The sequence below is a fragment of the Blastococcus sp. CT_GayMR19 genome (assembly GCF_004570385.1).
Classification (GTDB): domain Bacteria; phylum Actinomycetota; class Actinomycetes; order Mycobacteriales; family Geodermatophilaceae; genus Blastococcus_B.
Window position 1 is genome coordinate 97,036 of record NZ_SPQL01000002.1, and the last position, 17,285, is coordinate 114,320.

23 protein-coding genes are annotated in these 17,285 nt (G+C 72.7%); 7 read left to right on the forward strand and 16 right to left on the reverse strand.

The window, feature by feature from the left end; genetic code table 11:
- Positions 1–34: 34 nt before the first annotated feature.
- Both E4P39_RS03065 and E4P39_RS03070 read left to right on the forward strand, forming a co-directional pair.
- Positions 35–664: a class I SAM-dependent methyltransferase gene (locus E4P39_RS03065; protein WP_209306315.1), complete on the forward strand. Its 630-nt coding sequence runs from the start codon at positions 35–37 to the stop codon at positions 662–664.
- A gap of 70 nt (positions 665–734) precedes the next feature.
- On the forward strand, positions 735–980 hold the full coding sequence (locus tag E4P39_RS03070) for a hypothetical protein (RefSeq protein ID WP_135134928.1): 246 nt from the start codon (positions 735–737) through the stop codon (positions 978–980).
- A gap of 3 nt (positions 981–983) precedes the next feature.
- Here the strand turns inward: E4P39_RS03070 and rdgB are convergent, their stop codons facing one another.
- Positions 984–1,595 carry an RdgB/HAM1 family non-canonical purine NTP pyrophosphatase gene (gene rdgB, locus E4P39_RS03075; RefSeq protein WP_135134929.1) on the reverse strand — a complete coding sequence of 204 codons (612 nt, stop codon included), beginning with the start codon at positions 1,593–1,595 and terminating at the stop codon, positions 984–986.
- A gap of 88 nt (positions 1,596–1,683) precedes the next feature.
- The gene (gene rph, locus E4P39_RS03080; RefSeq protein WP_135134930.1) at positions 1,684–2,421 is read right to left on the reverse strand and encodes a ribonuclease PH; all 738 of its coding nucleotides are present in this window, start codon (positions 2,419–2,421) and stop codon (positions 1,684–1,686) included.
- 152 nt (positions 2,422–2,573) lie between these two features.
- Here rph and E4P39_RS03085 point away from each other — a divergent pair, with 152 nt between their 5' ends.
- Positions 2,574–2,978: a YjbQ family protein gene (locus E4P39_RS03085; protein WP_135134931.1), complete on the forward strand. Its 405-nt coding sequence runs from the start codon at positions 2,574–2,576 to the stop codon at positions 2,976–2,978.
- 45 nt (positions 2,979–3,023) lie between these two features.
- Positions 3,024–3,512 carry a thioredoxin-dependent thiol peroxidase gene (gene bcp, locus E4P39_RS03090; RefSeq protein ID WP_135134932.1) on the forward strand — a complete coding sequence of 163 codons (489 nt, stop codon included), beginning with the start codon at positions 3,024–3,026 and terminating at the stop codon, positions 3,510–3,512.
- A gap of 5 nt (positions 3,513–3,517) precedes the next feature.
- On the opposite strand, the gene E4P39_RS03095 is transcribed toward bcp, so the two are convergent.
- The 7 genes from E4P39_RS03095 to E4P39_RS03125 form a co-directional block, all read right to left on the reverse strand.
- Entirely contained in the window at positions 3,518–4,003 is a 486-nt protein-coding gene (locus E4P39_RS03095) for a DUF4262 domain-containing protein (protein ID WP_135134933.1), read from the reverse strand.
- Positions 4,004–4,088: 85 nt separating this feature from the next.
- A complete protein-coding gene (locus E4P39_RS03100) occupies positions 4,089–5,042 on the reverse strand; it encodes an ATP-dependent DNA ligase (protein WP_135134934.1) in 954 nt (317 codons plus the stop codon).
- Between the two features lie 11 nt (positions 5,043–5,053).
- The gene (locus tag E4P39_RS03105) at positions 5,054–5,794 is read right to left on the reverse strand and encodes an MBL fold metallo-hydrolase (RefSeq protein ID WP_135134935.1); all 741 of its coding nucleotides are present in this window, start codon (positions 5,792–5,794) and stop codon (positions 5,054–5,056) included.
- Entirely contained in the window at positions 5,791–6,618 is an 828-nt protein-coding gene (gene murI, locus E4P39_RS03110; RefSeq protein ID WP_135134936.1) for a glutamate racemase, read from the reverse strand. The genes E4P39_RS03105 and murI overlap by 4 nt, the downstream gene beginning before the upstream one ends.
- Before the next feature lie 148 nt (positions 6,619–6,766).
- Positions 6,767–7,717: a cysteine synthase gene (locus E4P39_RS03115; RefSeq protein WP_135134937.1), complete on the reverse strand. Its 951-nt coding sequence runs from the start codon at positions 7,715–7,717 to the stop codon at positions 6,767–6,769.
- 22 nt (positions 7,718–7,739) lie between these two features.
- Complete coding sequence (locus tag E4P39_RS03120) at positions 7,740–8,015, reverse strand: MoaD/ThiS family protein (RefSeq protein WP_135134938.1); 276 nt, start codon at positions 8,013–8,015, stop codon at positions 7,740–7,742.
- 121 nt (positions 8,016–8,136) lie between these two features.
- Positions 8,137–8,610, reverse strand: coding sequence for a M67 family metallopeptidase (locus E4P39_RS03125; RefSeq protein ID WP_135134939.1), 474 nt, complete (start codon positions 8,608–8,610; stop codon positions 8,137–8,139).
- Between the two features lie 100 nt (positions 8,611–8,710).
- Here E4P39_RS03125 and E4P39_RS03130 point away from each other — a divergent pair, with 100 nt between their 5' ends.
- Positions 8,711–9,064: a hypothetical protein gene (locus E4P39_RS03130; RefSeq protein ID WP_135134940.1), complete on the forward strand. Its 354-nt coding sequence runs from the start codon at positions 8,711–8,713 to the stop codon at positions 9,062–9,064.
- Here the strand turns inward: E4P39_RS03130 and E4P39_RS03135 are convergent.
- Both E4P39_RS03135 and clpS read right to left on the reverse strand, forming a co-directional pair.
- Complete coding sequence (locus tag E4P39_RS03135) at positions 9,003–9,500, reverse strand: DUF2017 family protein (protein WP_135134941.1); 498 nt, start codon at positions 9,498–9,500, stop codon at positions 9,003–9,005. The two genes, E4P39_RS03130 and E4P39_RS03135, sit on opposite strands and share 62 nt — an antisense overlap.
- Entirely contained in the window at positions 9,497–9,793 is a 297-nt protein-coding gene (clpS, locus tag E4P39_RS03140) for an ATP-dependent Clp protease adapter ClpS (protein ID WP_135134942.1), read from the reverse strand. The genes E4P39_RS03135 and clpS overlap by 4 nt, the downstream gene beginning before the upstream one ends.
- A 51-nt stretch (positions 9,794–9,844) precedes the next feature.
- On the opposite strand from clpS, the gene E4P39_RS03145 reads away from it, so the two are divergent.
- Together E4P39_RS03145 and E4P39_RS03150 are read left to right on the forward strand one after the other, a co-directional pair.
- A complete protein-coding gene (locus tag E4P39_RS03145; protein WP_135134943.1) occupies positions 9,845–11,140 on the forward strand; it encodes a nicotinate phosphoribosyltransferase in 1,296 nt (431 codons plus the stop codon).
- A 13-nt stretch (positions 11,141–11,153) separates the two neighbouring features.
- Positions 11,154–11,726 carry an isochorismatase family protein gene (locus E4P39_RS03150; RefSeq protein ID WP_167761543.1) on the forward strand — a complete coding sequence of 191 codons (573 nt, stop codon included), beginning with the start codon at positions 11,154–11,156 and terminating at the stop codon, positions 11,724–11,726.
- Here E4P39_RS03150 and E4P39_RS03155 read toward each other — a convergent pair.
- The 5 genes from E4P39_RS03155 to E4P39_RS03175 form a co-directional block, all read right to left on the reverse strand.
- On the reverse strand, positions 11,723–12,106 hold the full coding sequence (locus E4P39_RS03155; RefSeq protein WP_135134944.1) for a hypothetical protein: 384 nt from the start codon (positions 12,104–12,106) through the stop codon (positions 11,723–11,725). The genes E4P39_RS03150 and E4P39_RS03155 overlap by 4 nt on opposite strands.
- 336 nt (positions 12,107–12,442) lie before the next feature.
- Positions 12,443–13,699 carry a phosphoserine phosphatase SerB gene (serB, locus tag E4P39_RS03160; protein WP_135134945.1) on the reverse strand — a complete coding sequence of 419 codons (1,257 nt, stop codon included), beginning with the start codon at positions 13,697–13,699 and terminating at the stop codon, positions 12,443–12,445.
- A 212-nt stretch (positions 13,700–13,911) separates the two neighbouring features.
- Positions 13,912–15,663 (reverse strand): cytochrome c oxidase subunit I, encoded by a 1,752-nt coding sequence (gene ctaD, locus E4P39_RS03165; RefSeq protein WP_135134946.1) that lies wholly within the window; start codon positions 15,661–15,663, stop codon positions 13,912–13,914.
- Positions 15,664–15,845: 182 nt separating this feature from the next.
- Positions 15,846–16,700, reverse strand: a complete 855-nt coding sequence (locus tag E4P39_RS03170) for a putative RNA methyltransferase (RefSeq protein ID WP_135134947.1) — start codon at positions 16,698–16,700, stop codon at positions 15,846–15,848.
- Entirely contained in the window at positions 16,697–17,206 is a 510-nt protein-coding gene (locus E4P39_RS03175) for a YfcE family phosphodiesterase (protein ID WP_135134948.1), read from the reverse strand. Before E4P39_RS03175 ends, E4P39_RS03170 begins: the two co-directional genes overlap by 4 nt.
- Positions 17,207–17,285 lie beyond the last annotated feature (79 nt).

Genomic DNA, 17,285 nt, shown 5'->3' on the forward strand with positions numbered 1-17,285 from the left:
GCCACGCGTTCCGCGGCTTCCGCTCGGACAGCGGGTGGGGAATCCTGCGCCGATGGGCATCTACGGCACGCACCTCCGGCCTCGGCTGCACACGTTCGCCCTCAACGACCGGCTCACGGGCGAGGTGCGGGATCGCGTCTGCTCCGGCCTGACCGGCGACGTCCTGGAGATCGGCTACGGCTCGGGCCTCAACCAGCCGCACCTGCCATCGACGGTTCGCGGCGTCTGGGCGGTGGAGCCGTCCGCGACAGCGCTGCGGCTGGGCGAGGCGCGCCGGGCGGCGTCAGCGGTGCCGGTGGTGGTGGCCGGCGACGACGCCCAGACCCTCCCGTTCCCCGACGACCGCTTCGACGCCGCTCTGTGCACCTGGGTGCTCTGCGGCATCCCAGACCCGGGTGCCGCCCTCGCCGAGGTGGCGCGGGTGCTGAAGCCGGGCGCCGCCCTGCACTTCGTGGAGCACGGGCTCGCCCCGGAGCCGACGGTCGTCCGGTGGCAACGGCGGGGCAACCGGATCAACCGGGTCATCGCCGGCTGTGTCCTGGACAACGACGTCCGCGGCCTGCTCGACCGGTCACCCTTGAGCGTCACCGCGCTGACCGCGTACTACCAGAAGGGGGCGCCCAAGCCTTCCGCCCACATGTACGAAGGGCGCGCGACCGCCTGACCTGACCCCTCCGGGTGGGGCCCCGGCTCCGTAGCTCGCGCCGCCCGGGGATCCGTCCGACATCCAGGGCATGACCAGCCTCGCTCCACCGTCCACGTGGCTCCCGGCTGCCCTCGCCCGCGCCGCGGTCGTCCCCGTGGTCGCCACCTCTCCGCGCCCCGCCCGGCACGCCGCACCCGAGGCTCCCGGCCCGGTCGAGATCGTGGCAGGCGAGCGGGCCGTCCCCGGCCGGCATGCCGAGCCGGCGTGGAGGCGCGAGCTCTTCGATGCGAGCCGCGACGAGGATCCCTTCGAGTGGCTCGGGTTCAGCGCCTGAGGGTCAGCTCGATCCGAGGGTCGAGGCGATCACCGGGACCAGGGCGGCGAACGCCTGGCCGCGATGACTCCGTGCGTCCTTCTCCGCCGGCACCAGCTCGGCCGAGGTGAGGTCCATGCCCTGCGGAACGAAGACCGGGTCGTAGCCGAACCCGTTGGATCCGCGCTTCTCCCGGATCACCGTTCCCCGCCAGTGCCGCTCGAGCACGTGCTCGGTGCCGTCGGCGGCGACGAACGCGGCGGCGCAGACGAACGCGGCGCCGCGCCGCTCGTCCGGGACGTCGGCCAGCTGCCCGAGGAGCAGCGCCGTGTTGCCGTCGTCGTCCCCGTGCCGGCCCGACCAGCGCGCCGAGAGGACGCCGGGCATCCCGTTGAGCGCATCGACGGTCAGCCCGGAGTCGTCCGCCACCGCCGGGAGTCCCGTGTACCGGACGGCCTCGTGCGCCTTGAGCAGAGCGTTCTCCGCGAACGTCGCGCCGGTCTCCGGAGCCTCCGGGTAGTCGTCCACGTCGCGCAGGCCGACCACCTCGACACCGGGGACGGCTGCCTCGAGCAGCCGCTGCAGCTCGGCGAGCTTCCCCGCGTTCCGGGTGGCCAGCAGCAGCCGGGTGCTCAACGCTGCTCCGCAGCAGTGAAGGAGTCAGCGCCGAAGGCACCGATCACACACCGGAGGTGCGTAGGGGAACCGGCGGCCTTCGGCCCGCTCATCGGCGCGCGGCGGGTGAGGACAGGGCCTCCCGCTGCAGCCTGGTCAGCTCACCGCAGCCCGCGACGGCGAGGTCCAGCAGCGCGTCGAGCGTCTTCCGGTCGAAGACTGCCCCCTCCGCGGTGCCCTGCACCTCGACGAAGCTCCCGTCGCCGGTGCAGACGACGTTCATGTCGGTGCCGGCCGTCACGTCCTCCTCGTAGGCGAGGTCCAGCCGCGGCTCCCCGTCGATGACGCCGACGCTGACCGCGGCCACCGACTGCGCGATCGCGTTCGGCTTGGCGAGCTTCTTGCGTTCACCGAGCCACGAGACGGCGTCCGCCAGCGCCACGTAGGCGCCGGTGATCGCCGCGGTCCGGGTGCCGCCGTCGGCCTGCAGGACGTCGCAGTCGATCGCGATGCTGTTCTCCCCGAGCGCCGACAGGTCTATCGAGGCGCGCAGCGAGCGGCCGATCAGGCGACTGATCTCGTGCGTGCGCCCGCCGATGCGGCCCTTCACCGATTCCCGGTCGCCGCGGGTGTGGGTGGCCCTCGGGAGCATCGCGTACTCTGCGGTCACCCAACCGAGCCCCGAGCCCTTGCGCCAGCGGGGTACGCCCTCGGTCACGCTCGCCGCGCAGAGCACACGGGTGCGGCCGAACTCGACCAGCACCGAGCCTTCGGCGTGGTCGAGCCAGTTGCGGCTGATGGTCACGGGGCGGAGCTGGTCGGCCGTACGGCCGTCGGGGCGGGTCACGTGCACTCCTCGCTAGCGCTCGTCGGGCACGTGCCCGGGTGCTGTACCTCCGCGTGACCTCGCAAGCTCGGTCACCGAGCCCGAGGGTAGTTGGCGCGGACGACCGGCCCGGCGCCGAGCGCCGGAGGGCACGCCCGGCCAGGATCCTCTGCATGCGATCCGAGCTCCGTTCCGTCCGCACCGGCGGCGTCCCGTCGGTAGTGGACCTGACCGACGAGTGCGCCGAATTCGTGAATGGGGAGCGCGACGGGCTGCTGCACGTGTTCGTGCCGCACGCGACCGCGGGGATCGCGATCCTCGAGACCGGCTCGGGCAGCGACGACGACCTGCTCGCCCAGCTCGACGTCCTCCTGCCCCGCGACGACCGCTGGCGGCACCGCCACGGCAGCGCCGGACACGGTCGGGACCACGTGCTGCCCGCCTTCCTCCCGCCGCACGCGAGCGTGCCGGTGCTGGAGGGCCTGATGCAGCTGGGCACCTGGCAGCGGATCTGCCTGGTGGACACCAACGTCGACAACCACGCGCGGCACGTCCGGTTCTCCTTCCTGGCGGGCTGACCTCCCCCTGCGCCGGACCACGGCGGTACGCGGCAGGATGGCCGTATGACCGAGACCGCCGCCGCTCCCGTCCGCCTCTCCCCCGGCGACCCGGCACCGGACTTCACGCTGCCGGACGCCGACGGGAACGAGGTCGCCCTGTCGTCCTACCGCGGACGCCGGGTCATCGTGTACTGCTACCCGGCGGCCCTGACCCCGGGTTGCACGACGCAGGCCGTCGACTTCACCGAGGCGGCCGGGGACCTGGCCCAGGCGGGGCTGGACATCATCGGGGTCTCGCCCGACGAGCCGGAGAAGCTGCTGAAGTTCCGGGAGAAGGAGTCGCTCGGCATCACGCTGGTCTCCGACCCCGACAAGTCGGTGCTGAAGGCCTACGGGGCGTACGGCCCGAAGAAGCTCTACGGCAAGGAGGTCGTCGGCGTGATCCGGTCGACCTTCATCGTGGACGCCGAGGGCCGGATCGAGAGCGCCGCCTACAACGTCAAGGCGACCGGTCACGTCGCGAAGCTGCGCCGCGAGCTCGGCCTCGGCTGACCCCGTCATGCCCGCCACGTCCCCGGCCGGGGCTGGCACTCCGGCTCGCACGGGTAGCGCGGGTCCCAGGGGAAGATGCCGCCCTCCAGCGCCCAGGTGAGCTGGTAGGCGGGCACGGAGAACTCGTCCGGCCGCCGGTAGAAGCGGTTGGCCGAGAACAGCACCTCGGCCGGGTTCGGCAGCACCTCGACCGTGAGCACGTCCACGCCGTCGTCGTCCGTGATCACCTCGCCGGGCACGAGGTCACGTCCCTCCAGCACCATGCCGGCGACCGTGTTGAGCAGGCCGCACGCCGTCTCGTGATCCAGGCCGACCGCGACGAGTTCGGGATGGTCCAGACCGAAGAGCCCGACCGTGTAGGCGAACGACGGCTCGTCGGACTCCTCGCCGCGCATGACGTACTGCACCGCCACCCGGTGCGTGCGCACGGTCCGGGCGAGCCGGGTGTCCTCCTGGTCGAGCCAGGCCGTCGTCTGCGGATCTGTCGTCATGCGGAACAGCGTCTGCCGCGGCACCGACAGGACGGGGCGACTCAGCCGGGTCTGTGGACGGACGGGATGCCTGGGGATGAACGGGTCAGCCGGCGGCGTCCCGCTCGGCCTTCTTCCGGCGCCGGCCCTCGTGCATGGCCACGACCCGGGCGATCGGGATGGTGTGCCCCTGGGCGACCAGGTCGGCCGGGAGTTGCTGCGGCTCGGGCAGGGTGGCCGTCCAGGGGTCGCCGTCCCCCAGCCGCTGCCCCGCCGTCGTCACGGTGACGTCCCCCGGGTGGACGGCGTCGAGCGCGTCCCAGGCCACCGGGGCCGACACGGGCAGTCCCGGGCGGACCCGTGGGCTGTAGGCGGCTACGACCGTTCCCTGGCCGGCGCGGGTGGAGTCGACGAAGACCTTCCCGCCGCGCTCCTCCTTCAGGTACGCGGTCGTGGCGATCCCGGGGTCCAGCTTTTCGGTGCGCGCGGCCAGGGCGCGGGTGGCCGCGGCGACGTCCTCGACCGGTGCGTCCCGGACCGGGACGACGACGTGCAGCCCCTTGGCCCCGCTGGTCTTCACCGCGCCCGCCAGCCCCGCGCCGTCCAGCGCCCCGCGGACCAGCCGCGCCACCGCCACCACGGCCGCGAAGTCCGCGCCCTCGGGCGGGTCCAGGTCGAGCACCAGCGCGGTGGGATGGACCGGGTCGTCGAGGCGGAAGAACGGCACGTGGAACTCGACCGCCCGCTGGTTCGCCAGCCACAGCAGGGTTCGCCGGTCGTCGCAGAGCACCTGGTGCACCTCGCGGTGGGCCGCCTCCGACCACACCGTCACGGTGCGCACCCAGTCGGGGGCGCCTTTCATCACGTTCTTCTGCATGAACGGCTCGGCACCCGGCCGGACCCGCTTGATCGTCAGCGGCCGCCCGGTCAGCTGCGGCACCAGCCGGTCGGAGAAGGCGTCGAGGTAGTCGAGGAGATCGCCCTTGGTCACGTCGAGCCCGTCGCCCAGCGGCTTGTCGAGGCTGGTCAGCCGGACGCCGTCCCGAACGTCCTCGGCCATGTCCTCGCCCCTCAGATCTCGTAGGTGGCGCCCGGGCGGACCAGCTCGGTCTCGGGGAAGACGGCGCTCGCCGCGAACAGCTGGCCGATCTCGTCCACCCAGGCCGGGACGTGGGTGAGCAGCAGCCGCCCCACGCCGGCGGCCGCGGCGTGCTCGCCGGCCTCGCGAGCGGTCAGGTGCAGCCCGGGAGGCAGGTCCGGACCGGGCGGGTGGGCCGCCTCGGCGAGCAGCACGTCGGCGCCCCGGGCCAGCTCGACCACGCCTTCGCTCGGCCCGGTGTCGCCGGTGTAGACCAGCGACCGTCCGCCGGCGGTCAACCGGAGCGCGTGGCACTCGACCGGGTGCGCGGTGAGAGTGGTCTCTGTCGCGAACGGCCCGATGGCCGACCTCCCGGGCGCGAGGTCGACGAAGTCGAAGACGTCGGTCAGGTCGGCGTCCTGACCGTCGGCGGCACCGGCCAGGCGCGCGTGCGCGCCACCGGGTGCGTACAGCGGGATCCGCCGTCCCGACGACCGGCCGGAGTACCGGTGCCAGATGACGAACGGCACGACGTCGAGGCAGTGGTCGGCGTGCAGGTGCGACAGGAAGACCGCGTCGATGGTGTCGGGTTCGACGAGGCCCTGCAGCGCGCCGAACGAGCCGTTGCCGAGGTCCACCAGCAGCCGGAACCCGTCGTGCTCGACGAGGTAGGAGGAGGCCGGCGACTTCGGGCCCGGGCCGCTGCCCGAGCAGCCGACGATGGTGAGCTTCACGGCGCGCCCACCGTCTCCGCGCGCAGCACCGAGCCCACCTCGGGACCCAGGAAGCGCCTGCCCAGGCGGGCGAACGGCTCCGGGTCGCCGGTGGCGAGGAAGCGGTGCTCCGGCGGCGGGCCGTCCTCGTTCCGCAGCAGGTCGGCGCGGGTGAGCACCCGGTAGACGTCCTTGGCCGTCTCCTCCGCGCTGGACACCAGCGTGACGTCGTCGCCCAGGACGAGCGAGAGCACGCCGGTGAGCATCGGGTAGTGGGTGCAGCCCAGGACGACGGTGTCGACGCCGGCGCCAAGCAGCGGGTCGAGGTAGGACTGCGCCAGCCCCACGAGCTGCCGCCCGGTGGTGACGCCGCGCTCGACGAAGTCGACGAAGCTCGGGCAGGCCGCGCTGGTCACGGTGATGTCCGGCGCGGCGGCGAAGGCGTCCTCGTAGGCGCCGCTGGTGATCGTGGCCTGGGTGCCGATGACGCCGACACGGCCGGTGCGGGTCGCTGCGGTGGCCCGGCGGACCGCGGGCAGGACGACCTCCACCACCGGGACGTCGTAGCGCTCACGGGCGTCCCGCAGCGAGGCGGCGCTCGCGGAGTTGCAGGCGACGACCAGCATCTTGACCCCGGAGGCGACCAGGTCGTCCATCACCGCCAGGGAGTGCCGGCGCACCTCGGCGATCGGCAGCGGGCCGTAGGGGCCGTTGGCCGTGTCGCCGATGTAGCGGATCGCCTCGTGCGGCAGCTGGTCGAGCACGGCCCGGGCGACCGTGAGCCCCCCGACCCCCGAGTCGAAGATGCCGATCGGCGCATCGGTCCTGCCCAGTCCGCTCCGCATGTCGCGCGCCAGGCTAACCGGCGCCCCTGACACCCCGCACCGGCGCTCCCGCGTTGATCATCGAGTTGTTGCCGCCGACACGACGCAACACGCCGCGGTGGGCGGCCACAACCCGATGATCAACTGGGAGGACGGCCGTGAACGGGCGTCAGGCCCAGAGCTGGCCCTCCAGCGCGGAGGTAGCCTCCTCCAGCGAACCGGCGTACGCGCCGGTGGAGAGGTACTTCCAGCCGCCGTCGCAGACGATGAAGGCGATGTCGGCCCGGCGTCCGGCCGCGACCTCCTTGTCGGCGATCCCGAGAGCCGCGTGCAGGATCGCGCCGGTCGAGATGCCGGCGAAGATGCCCTCGCGCTCCACGAGCTGGCGGGTGCGGTGGATGGCGTCCTCCGGCCCGACCGAGAAGCGGGAGTCCAGCAGCGACGGGTCGTACAGCTCGGGGATGAACCCCTCGTCGATGTTGCGGAGCCCGTAGACCAGCTCGCCGTAGCGCGGCTCGGCGGCGATCACCTGGACGCCGGGCTTGTGCTCGCGCAGGTAGCGGGAGACGCCCATCAGCGTCCCCGTCGTCCCGAGGCCCGCGACGAAGTGGGTGATCGACGGCAGGTCGGCGAGGATCTCCGGGCCGGTGCCCTCGTAGTGCGCCTGGGCGTTCGCCGGGTTGCCGTACTGGTACAGCATCACCCAGTCCTCGTGCTCCGCCGCGAGCCCCTTGGCGACGGCGACGGCCTGGTTCGACCCACCCGCGGCCGGCGAGTAGATGATCTGCGCGCCGTACATCTCCAGCAGCTGACGGCGCTCGACCGAGGTGTTCTCGGGCATGACGCAGATCAGCTTGTAGCCGCGCTGGCGGGCGACCATCGCCAGCGAGATCCCGGTGTTCCCGCTGGTCGGCTCCAGGATCGTGGCGCCCGGTGCAAGCGACCCGTCCTTCTCCGCCGCGTCGATCATCGCGATCGCGGCGCGGTCCTTGATCGAGCCCGTCGGGTTGTGGTCCTCGAGCTTGGCCCAGAGGCGGACGTCCGGGGTCGGCGACAGCGACGGCAGCCCGACCAGCGGGGTGCCGCCGAGGGAGTCGACGAGGGAGGCGAAGCGGGCCATCGGTGCTCTTCCGGGAGAGGGGTCAGCCGCCGGCGACGGCCGGGAGGATCGTGACCGAGTCGCCGTCCTTGACCTGGGTGTCCAGGGCGCCGGTGAAGCGCACGTCCTCGTCGTTGACGTAGACGTTGACGAAGCGGTGCAGCTTGCCCTCCTCGGTGACGAGGCGGTTCTTCAGCCCGGGGTGCTTGCTGTCGAGGTCGTCGACGAGCGCGGAGAGCGTGGCGCCACTGCCCTCGACGGTCTTGTTGCCGCCGGTGTGGGTGCGCAGGATGGTCGGGATCCGGACCTCGATGGCCATGGCGTGCGGTTCTCCTCGAACTGGGATGTCAGGGGGCGCTGCGCGGCGGCAGCGTTTCATGCGTCTGAGCGGGCAACGCCCGGGCGCCGCCCGGGATTCCGGACGGCGCGGGAACTTCCCCTCAGTCGTAGACGACGGTCGTCGGGGTGTGGCCGAAGAGGTAGGACTCGACGACCTCGACCTCCTCCTCGCTCACCTCGCCGTCGACGATGCGGAAGCTGCGGAACTCGACGTCGTCGCCCACCAGGCCGGTCTGCGGACCGTGCTCGCGGGTGGACACCAGGACGTAGTGGGCCTCGGGCTCGGCGGCCAGCCCGATGTCGGTGCGCGAGGGGTGGGCCTCGGTCGCGGTGTGCGAGTGGTAGATGACCACGGGCACCTCGTCGCGGTCGTCCATGTCGCGGTACAGCCGGAGCAGGTCGCCGGAGTCGAACTCGTAGAACGTGGGCGACCGCGCTGCGTTGAGCATCGGGATGAACCGCTCGGGACGATCGCTGCCCTCGGGGCCGGCGACGACGCCACAGGCCTCGTCCGGGTGGTCCTCCCGGGCGTGGGCCACGATGGCGTCGTAGGTCGCGCGGTCGATGCGCAGCACGATCCCAGTCTAGGCGGCGGCTCCGTGGGCCTCCGGGCTCGGGCTCCGGGGAGGGAGGCGGCCACGCTCTCCGTCGTGCGACCCGTTACGGTCCGTTCTCGTGCTGGTCAAGTTGCTCATCGCCGTGGGTGTGGTGGCGTTCCCGCTGCCCGCGCTCTACCTGGGCGCCGGCAACCTGCTCAAACGACCCGGCCTCAGCGTCGACGAGCCCGCCGACCGGGCCTCCTTCCTGATGCTGGTCTTCCTGCGCGGGCTGATCCTGCTGGTGGTGTTCGCGCTGTCCGCGGTGACCCTCGTCTCGGCGGTCGGCGCGCTGATCCGGGGCGTGGAGCTGCACGGGCTGGTCTACGTGTTCTTCGTGCTCGACCTGCTGCTCGCGCTGGTGATCGTGCTCAGCTTCGGCCGGCGCGAGCGGCGACCAGTGCGTCGACGAGCGACCCCTGCACCGCGGTGAGCCAGTAGTAGACGGCCAGCTGCTGGTCCTCCTCGCCGGTGATCTCCTCGGGCGGCTCGGTGTCCTCGCCGATGTCCAGCCGGGTCCCCAGCGCGAGCCGCAGGTCGTTCGTGCTGCGCAGCCACGCGGCCGCCTGATCGGCGTCCAGCCGCACCTCGCCGCCCGCCGCCGGCAGCGTCGCCCGCACCACCGCCAGGTCGTCGGCCTTGCCGCTCCGCAGGGCCGACTCCGTCAGCTCGCGGTAGTCGGCGGCGATCTCCGGGTCGCCGCGGTGGCCGTCGGGCAGCAGCCGGGCCAGCACGGGGTCGTCGCCGACATCCTCGGCGTCGGCGGCGAGCAGCTGCTCGAGCTGGTCCAGCAGCAGCCCGACGACGGTCGCCTCGGCGGGGTCGAGCCGCGCGACGACGTCGCCCCCACGCGCCCGGAAGGGCTTCACGAGTCCCGCTGGTAGCTGGCCCACAGCCCGTAGGCGTGCAGCCGGCTGGTGTCGTGCTCCATCCGCTCGCGGGGCCCGGAGCTCACGATCGCCTTCCCTTCGTGGTGGACCTGGAGCATCAGCGTCGTCGCCGTCGGCTCGTCGTAGCCGAACAGCTCCTGGAGCACGAACGTCACGTAGGTCATGAGGTTGACGGGGTCGTTCCAGACGATCGTCACCCACGGCCGGTCGAGGTCGTGGTCCTCGTCGACGGTGGTGTCCGGGGTGCGCTCAGGCGCAAGGGGTCCGGCCACCGGACCACCTTAGGACGCCGGTCCGACGCCGTCCCCCTACCCTTTCCGATCATGGATACAGCCCCTGGGCCGGCTCCCTCCCTGTTCACCGACCGGTACGAGCTGACGATGGTCGCCGCGGCGCTCGCCGACGGCACCGCCGACCGGGACTGCGTCTTCGAGGTCTTCGCCCGCCGCCTGCCGCACGGTCGCCGCTACGGGGTGCTCGCGGGCACCGGACGTCTCCTGGAGGCGCTCCCCTCCTTCCGCTTCGGCGACCAGGAGATCACCGCGCTGCGCGAGCAGGGCCTGACCGACGAGCGGCTGCTGGACTGGCTGGCCGGCTTCCGGTTCAGCGGCGACATCGAGGGCTACGCGGAGGGCGACCTGTTCTTCCCGGGCTCCCCGGTCCTCACCGTGCGAGCACCCTTCGCCGAGGGCGTGCTGCTGGAGACCCTGGCGCTGTCGATCCTCAACCACGACAGCGCGATCGCCTCCGCCGCCGCCCGCATGATCGCCGCGGCCTGCGAACGCCCCTGCATCGAGATGGGCTCCCGCCGCACCCACGAGCATGCCGCCGTCGCCGCCGCCCGGGCCGCGCACATGGTCGGCTTCGCCTCGACGTCCAACCTCGAGGCGGGGCGGCGCTACGGCGTCCCCACCACCGGGACGAGCGCGCACGCCTTCACCTTGCTGCACGACGACGAGAAGGCGGCCTTCCGGGCGCAGGTGGACGTCCTCGGCCCCGGGACGACGCTGCTGGTCGACACCTACGACGTGGACCAGGGCATCCGGACGGCGGTCGAGGTCGCCGGCACCGGGCTCGGCGGCATCCGGCTGGACTCCGGTGACCTGCCCACCCTGGCCACTCACGCGCGGGAGCTGCTCGACTCCCTCGGCGCCACCGGAACCCGGATCGTCGTGACGAGCGACCTCGACGAGTACGCCATCGCCGGCCTGATGGCCGCGCCGGTCGACCGCTACGGCGTCGGCACCTCGCTGGTCACCGGCTCGGGGGCGCCCACGGCGGGCATGGTCTACAAGCTGGTCGAGCGCGCGGGCGTGAAGGTGGCCAAGAAGTCGGAGGGCAAGCGGTCGGTCGGCGGCCGCAAGTACGCCGTCCGCCGGCACGACGGCGACGGCATCGCGCTGGCCGAGGTGGTCAGCAGCGAGCCGATCCAGCCCCGGGACGGCGACCGCGACCTCGTCGTCGCCCTGGTGGAGGCGGGTCAGGTGTGCTCCACGGCCTCGCCGGTACAGGCACTGGCCGAGGCACGGGCACACCACGAACGCGCCCGCGCCGCGCTGCCGCAGGAGGCCTGGGCACTCTCCCGGGGTGAACCGGCGTTGGACACGGTGACCGCATGAGGGAGACCGCCGGATGACCCGCGCCCTGCTCGTCGTGGATGTCCAGAACGACTTCTGCGAGGGCGGCAGCCTGGCCGTGACCGGCGGCGCCGCCGTCGCGGGCGCGATCAGCACCCACATCCGGACGGCGGGCGAGGAGTACGCGCACGTCGTCGCCACCCGGGACCACCACGTCGACCCCGGCGGGCACTTCGCCGCGGAGCCGGACTTCCTCGACACCTGGCCCGCGCACTGCGTCGTGGGCACCGGCGGCGTGGAGCTGCACGAGGCGCTGGACCGCGGCCCGCTCGAGGCGGTCTTCGACAAGGGGGAGCACGCCGCGGCCTACTCCGGGTTCGAGGGCAGCGCCGATGGCGTCCCGCTGGCCGACTGGTTGCGGGAGCGCGGCGTCGACGCGGTCGACGTGGTGGGCATCGCGACCGACCACTGCGTGCGTGCGACGGCGCTCGACGCCGTCGGCCAGGGGTTCGCGACCCGCGTGCTGCTGCACCTCACCGCGGGCGTCGCCGAGGCCAGCACCGAGGCGGCGCTGGACCAGCTCCGGACTGCCGGGGTCGAGCTCGAGGGCGAGGTCGGCCGGACCTAGAGCTTCCCGGCGGCCGCAGTGAGCACCGCGACCGACGCCTCGGGAGTCTCCTGGAGGTTCACGAGATGGACGACCACGTCGCCGACCCGCGCGAAGTAGTTCTCCGAGGTCACGAATGCCTCGTCCCCGACACCCTCGATCGGAGTGCGTTCACCGATGGCGGCGGAATAGGTCAGGTCGGTCGGCGACATCAGCGTGATCGTGAACTCCTTGCCCGAGCCTTCGCCCCACGTGTCCCGGGTCCACGAGTAGGTGCAGGTGCCGCCGCCGCCCAGGGACGAGCTCTCGGAAGTCACGGTGACCGCGCCCTCGTCGGCGGGGAGCTGCTCGGACAGGATCCCGGCCATCTCCTCGTCGCCGAGCAGGCTGCACGGCTCCACAGGCGGGGGGGCACCCACGTCGTCCGACGTGGGCAAGGCTTCTGCCCCACTCTGACTGCCGCCGGCGGCGGGGCTCGGGTCGCCCCCGCACCCGGCCAACGGAAGCAGGGCCAGTGCACACCACACAGCCGCCAGGCGTGTTCGCGTCATGCGGTCATCTCCCTCAGCGGCGCTGAGCATGGCGCGCGCATGCTGGCAGGCACCCGCTCTGTTCCACAATCCCCCAGCGCGTTCGGGCCGCCGGCCGTCGCGAGGCATCACCGCGTGCACCGGCGAGGTCCCGGCTCGGTGACACGCCTCGTCCCTCGAGGTGGACCCGCCGGCCGCGACACGCAATCAGGGGACGGCGTCGAGGACCTCGTCGCGGGTGAAGCCGAGCACCTGCAGCACCGCGTCCAGATAGGGCTGGTTGAGCGCGGTGTGTGCCTGCTCCCGCACGAACGGCTTGGCGTTGAAGGCGATCCCGAGTCCGGCCGCGTTGAGCATGTCGAGGTCGTTGGCGCCGTCGCCGACCGCGACGGTCTGCTCCATCGGGATGCCGTACTCCGCGGCGAAGCGCTCGAGGGCCCGCGCCTTGCCCGGCCGGTCGACGATCTCCCCCACCAGCCCGCCGGTCAGCTTCCCGTCGACGACCTCCAGGGTGTTCGCGGCGGCGAAGTCGAGCCCGAGGGTCTCGGCCAGCGGATCGACGATCTGGGTGAATCCGCCGCTGACGATGCCGCAGCGGAAGCCGAGCCGTTGCAGGGTCCGGATCAGCGTGCGCGCGCCGGGGGTGAGCACCAGCGCCTCGCGCACCTCGTCCAGCACCTCCGCGGGCAACCCCGCCAGGACGGCGACCCGCGCGCGCAGCGACTCGGCGAAGTCGAGCTCGCCGTTCATGGCCGCGGCGGTGATCCGCGCGACCTCGGCGGCCCGGCCGGCCCGGGCCGCCAGCTCGTCGATGACCTCACCGCGGACGAGCGTGGAGTCGACGTCCAGCACGATCAGCCGCTTGCTCCGGCGGGCCAGGCCCACCTGCTCGACGGCGATGTCGGCGCCGGTGGCCGCGGCCACCGCGGCCAGGGCGGTGCGCAGCGCCGTCGCCTCCGCGCCGGAGACGGTGAGCTCGAAGCTGGTGACCGGGTAGTCCGAGAGCCGCCGGATCGCGTCGATGTTGCCGCCGATGCCCGCGATCGCCCGCGCGGCGCCGGCCACGGCGTCGGGCGGAACCGGCCGGCCCAGCACGATGACGTGGTGCGGCCGGCCGTCGGCGGGCGCCGGCCCGGGGTCCGTGGCCGACTCCACGTCGACCCGCACCCCCACCGCTGCCGTCACCCCGGCGGCCACCCGCGACAGGTGCGCCAGCAGCGTCGGCTCGTCCGCGACGCCCCCCTCCACGGGCAGCGCACCGACGACGACACCGAGCACCAGGTGGCCGTGGACGACCACCTGCTCGACGTCGATGACCTCCACCCGCGGCCCCGGGGTCTCCGCGAGGGCCGAGAACAGCCGCGCCGTCACCCCCGGCCGGTCGGCGCCCGTGACGGTCAGCAGGCCACGGGGGGACTGCGGCGTCGGAACCGGCTGCGGGCGGGGAGTCGGGTCCAGCGGCACGCCGCCATCGTGCCGCACCGGCGTCCCCTGCCCGGGAGCCGGTCCCGGTCCCCCGGACACCGAGATCCGGATCCCGCCGCTTCCCGTCCCCGTCGGTGTCCGCCGTCAGGCGGATCTCGACGTCCGCCGCGCCTTGGGAACGACGGACGCCCCGCCGGCCGGGGGGCGGGCGGGGCGTCCGAGGGGTCGTGCGGTGCGATCAGGGCACGCGATCAGGTCGGGTCGGGGTCGTTCGGACCCTGCCGAGCGCCGGCGGTCCCGCCCAGCTCGCTGGCGTACGGCGCGTGCCGCTTGCCGGCATGCGCCTCGTCCTGCAGGCGCTGGAGCAGGTGCGGGTAGTGGGCCTCGAACGCGGGGCGCTCCGACCGGATGCGCGGGATCTCCACGAAGTTGTGCCGGGGCGGCGGCGAGGACGTCGCCCACTCCAGCGAGTTGCCGTGGCCCCAGGGGTCGTCGCGCAGTGCGAGTTGCCCGTACTTCCACGACTTCACCACGTTGTAGAGGAACGGGATGGTCGAGGCACCGAGGATGAACGCGAAGATCGTGGAGATCGTGTTCAGGGTGGTGAACATGTCGGTGGCCCGGTAGTCGACGTAGCGGCGGGGCATGCCCTCGTTGCCCAGCCAGTGCTGGACGAGGAACGTGCCGTGGAAGCCGATGAACGTCATCCAGAAGTGCAGCTTGCCGATCTTCTCGTCCATCATCCGGCCGCACATCTTCGGGAACCAGAAGTAGATCCCGGCGTAGGCGGCGAACACGACCGTGCCGAAGACGACGTAGTGGAAGTGGGCGACGACGAAGTACGAGTCGGAGACGTGGAAGTCCAGGGGCGGGCTGGCCAGCAGCACGCCGGTGAGACCGCCCAGGAGGAACGTGATCAGGAAGCCGATGGACCACAGCATCGGCGTCTCGAAGGTCATCTGGCCGCGCCACATGCTGCCGATCCAGTTGAAGAACTTGATCCCGGTCGGTACAGCGATGAGGTAGGTCAGGAAGGCGAAGAAGGGGAGCAGCACCGCGCCGGTGGCGAACATGTGGTGCGCCCACACGGCCAGCGAGAGAGCACCGATGGCCAGCGTCGCGAAGACCATGCCCTTGTAGCCGAACAGCGGCTTGCGGCTGAAGACCGGGATGATCTCCGTGATGATGCCGAAGAACGGCAGCGCGATGATGTAGACCTCGGGGTGACCGAAGAACCAGAACAGGTGCTGCCACAGCATGGCCCCACCGTTCTCGTCCGAGTAGATGAGGGAACCGAGGTTCCGGTCCGCCAGCAGCGCCATCAGCGCCGCGGTGAGGATGGGGAACGCCAGCAGGATCAGCACGCTCGTGACGAGGGCGTTCCAGACGAAGATCGGCATCCGGAACAGCGTCATCCCGGGCGCCCGCAGGCAGACGATCGTGGCGATGAAGTTGACGCCACCCAGGATCGTGCCCAGACCGCCGACCGCCAGTCCGGCGATCCACAGGTTCCCGCCCGCACCCGGCGTGTTCACGCCGTTGGACAGCGGCGTGTAGGCGGTCCAGCCGAAGTCGGCCGCGCCGCCCGGCGTCAGGAAGCCCGACATCGCGATGAGACCACCGAAGAGGAACAGCCAGAACGAGAAGGCGTTCAGCCGCGGGAAGGCGACGTCGGGAGCACCGATCTGCAGCGGCATGATCAGGTTCGCGAACGCGAAGAACAGCGGCGTCGCGAACAGCAGCAGCATCACCGTGCCGTGCATCGTGAACAGCTGGTTGTACTGCTCCGGCGACAGGAACTGCAGCCCGGGCCGCGCCAGTTCTCCACGCATGAGCATGGCCATCAGGCCGCCCGCGATGAAGAAGCCGAACGACGTGACCAGGTACATCAGACCGATGGTCTTGTGGTCGGTCGTGCGCAGGAGGTTGGACAGCCGCGAGCCCTTGACGGGCGCATGGGCCGGGCTGGGCCGGCTCACGATGGGTGCCGGAGCAATCGTCACGGCCGCAGCTTAGACGGTGGCCGCCGGGGTCCTCAGGTCGACAGGGGAGGCGCGCCGGAGCCGCCGACCGGCAACGCCCCCCGACCCTCAGCGATGCCCCATGGCGAGGGCGCTCGCCGGCGAGCTCGCCGGGGTGGCCGCCCTGCGCGGGACCGGGCCGAGCCGGGTCGACGGGCCGGATCTCAGCCGGCGGGGCGGTAGGTGGTGACGTCGACGGCCACGGTCGTCCGCACCGGCTCCGCCAGGCGGCCGAGGGCGTCCGCGAGCGCCTGCCGGCCGATGTGCCGTGCGTGCGGGCCCATGCCGACGAGCGTCGCCACGTCGACGCGGTCGAGAGCCAGCTCGGCGCGGAAGGACGTCGTCCGCACCGGCTGCAGGTGCGGTTCGAGGGACGTGGCCAGCCGGGCGGCCTTGTCCGGGTCGACGCGGAGCAGGCCGAGCGGCCCCACGATCTCCCCCAGGTGGTCGGCCGCCGGGCTCACCACCACCAGCCGGCCGCCGGACCGCAGGACCCGGGCGATCTCCGGTCCGTTGCGCGGGGCGAACACCACGAGCACGCGGTCGAGGACGCCGTCCCGGACCGGCAGGCGGGCCCAGCTGTCGGCGACGACGGCGGCCGCGCGGGGATGTACCCGGGCGGCCCGGCGCGCCGCGTAGCGCGAGGAGTCCAGGACGACGCCCACCGCGCTCGGGAGGCGGTCCAGCACGCCGGCGAGGTGGTGCCCGGTGCCGCCACCGAGGTCCAGCAGGCTGTCCGGCGGTCCGTCGGCCACCACCGCGTCCGCCAGGGCCTGCGTGAGGCCCGCGTAGTGGCCGGCCTCGAGGAAGGCGACCCGGTCGGCGACCATCTCCGCCGAGTCGCCCGAGGGCGCCCGGTGTCCCGGGGGCAGCAGGGGGACGTAGCCCTGCCGTGCCCGGTCGAAGGAGTGCCCGGCGTCGCACCGCAGTGCCGAGGAGTCCGGCGCGAGTCGAAGCGACCCCGCGCAGACCGGACAGGCGAGGAGGTCGAGGACGGCGTCCGGGAAGGGGGCGGTCACGCGCGGGGCGGCACGGCGTGGAAGACGACGTCCCGCAGCTCGCCGTCCGAGGCGACCGCCGTGACGAACGTGCCGTGCGGCTGACGGCGCCGGTCGGTCGGCGAGCCGGGGTTGAGCAACCGGAGGCCCGTCGACGCCGTGGTGTCCCAGGGGATGTGGCTGTGCCCGAAGACGAGGACGTCGGCGTCCGGGAACCGGGCGGCGCACCGCAGCTCGCGCCCCTTGGCGTCCCCCGTCTCGTGGACGACGGCGAACCGGAGGCCCTCGATCTCGGCGGTGGCGACCTCCGGCAGCCGCTCGCGGAACGGGCCGTGGTCGTTGTTCCCGCGGACCGCCAGCAGCCGTCGCGACCGCGCCTCGAACTGGTCGAGCAGTGCGATGTGCACCCAGTCACCGGCGTGCACCACGACGTCCGCGGCATCGATCGCGCCCCACAGCACATGAGGTAGGTCACGTGCGCGCCTGGGAACGTGCGTGTCCGCGGTGAACACCAGCGAAACAGGCACGACGCCATGCTCCCAGGCGGTCAGCTTGCGAGCCGGGCCCGACCACCGGCCCCCGCCAGTACCGCACCGTGAGGACGTC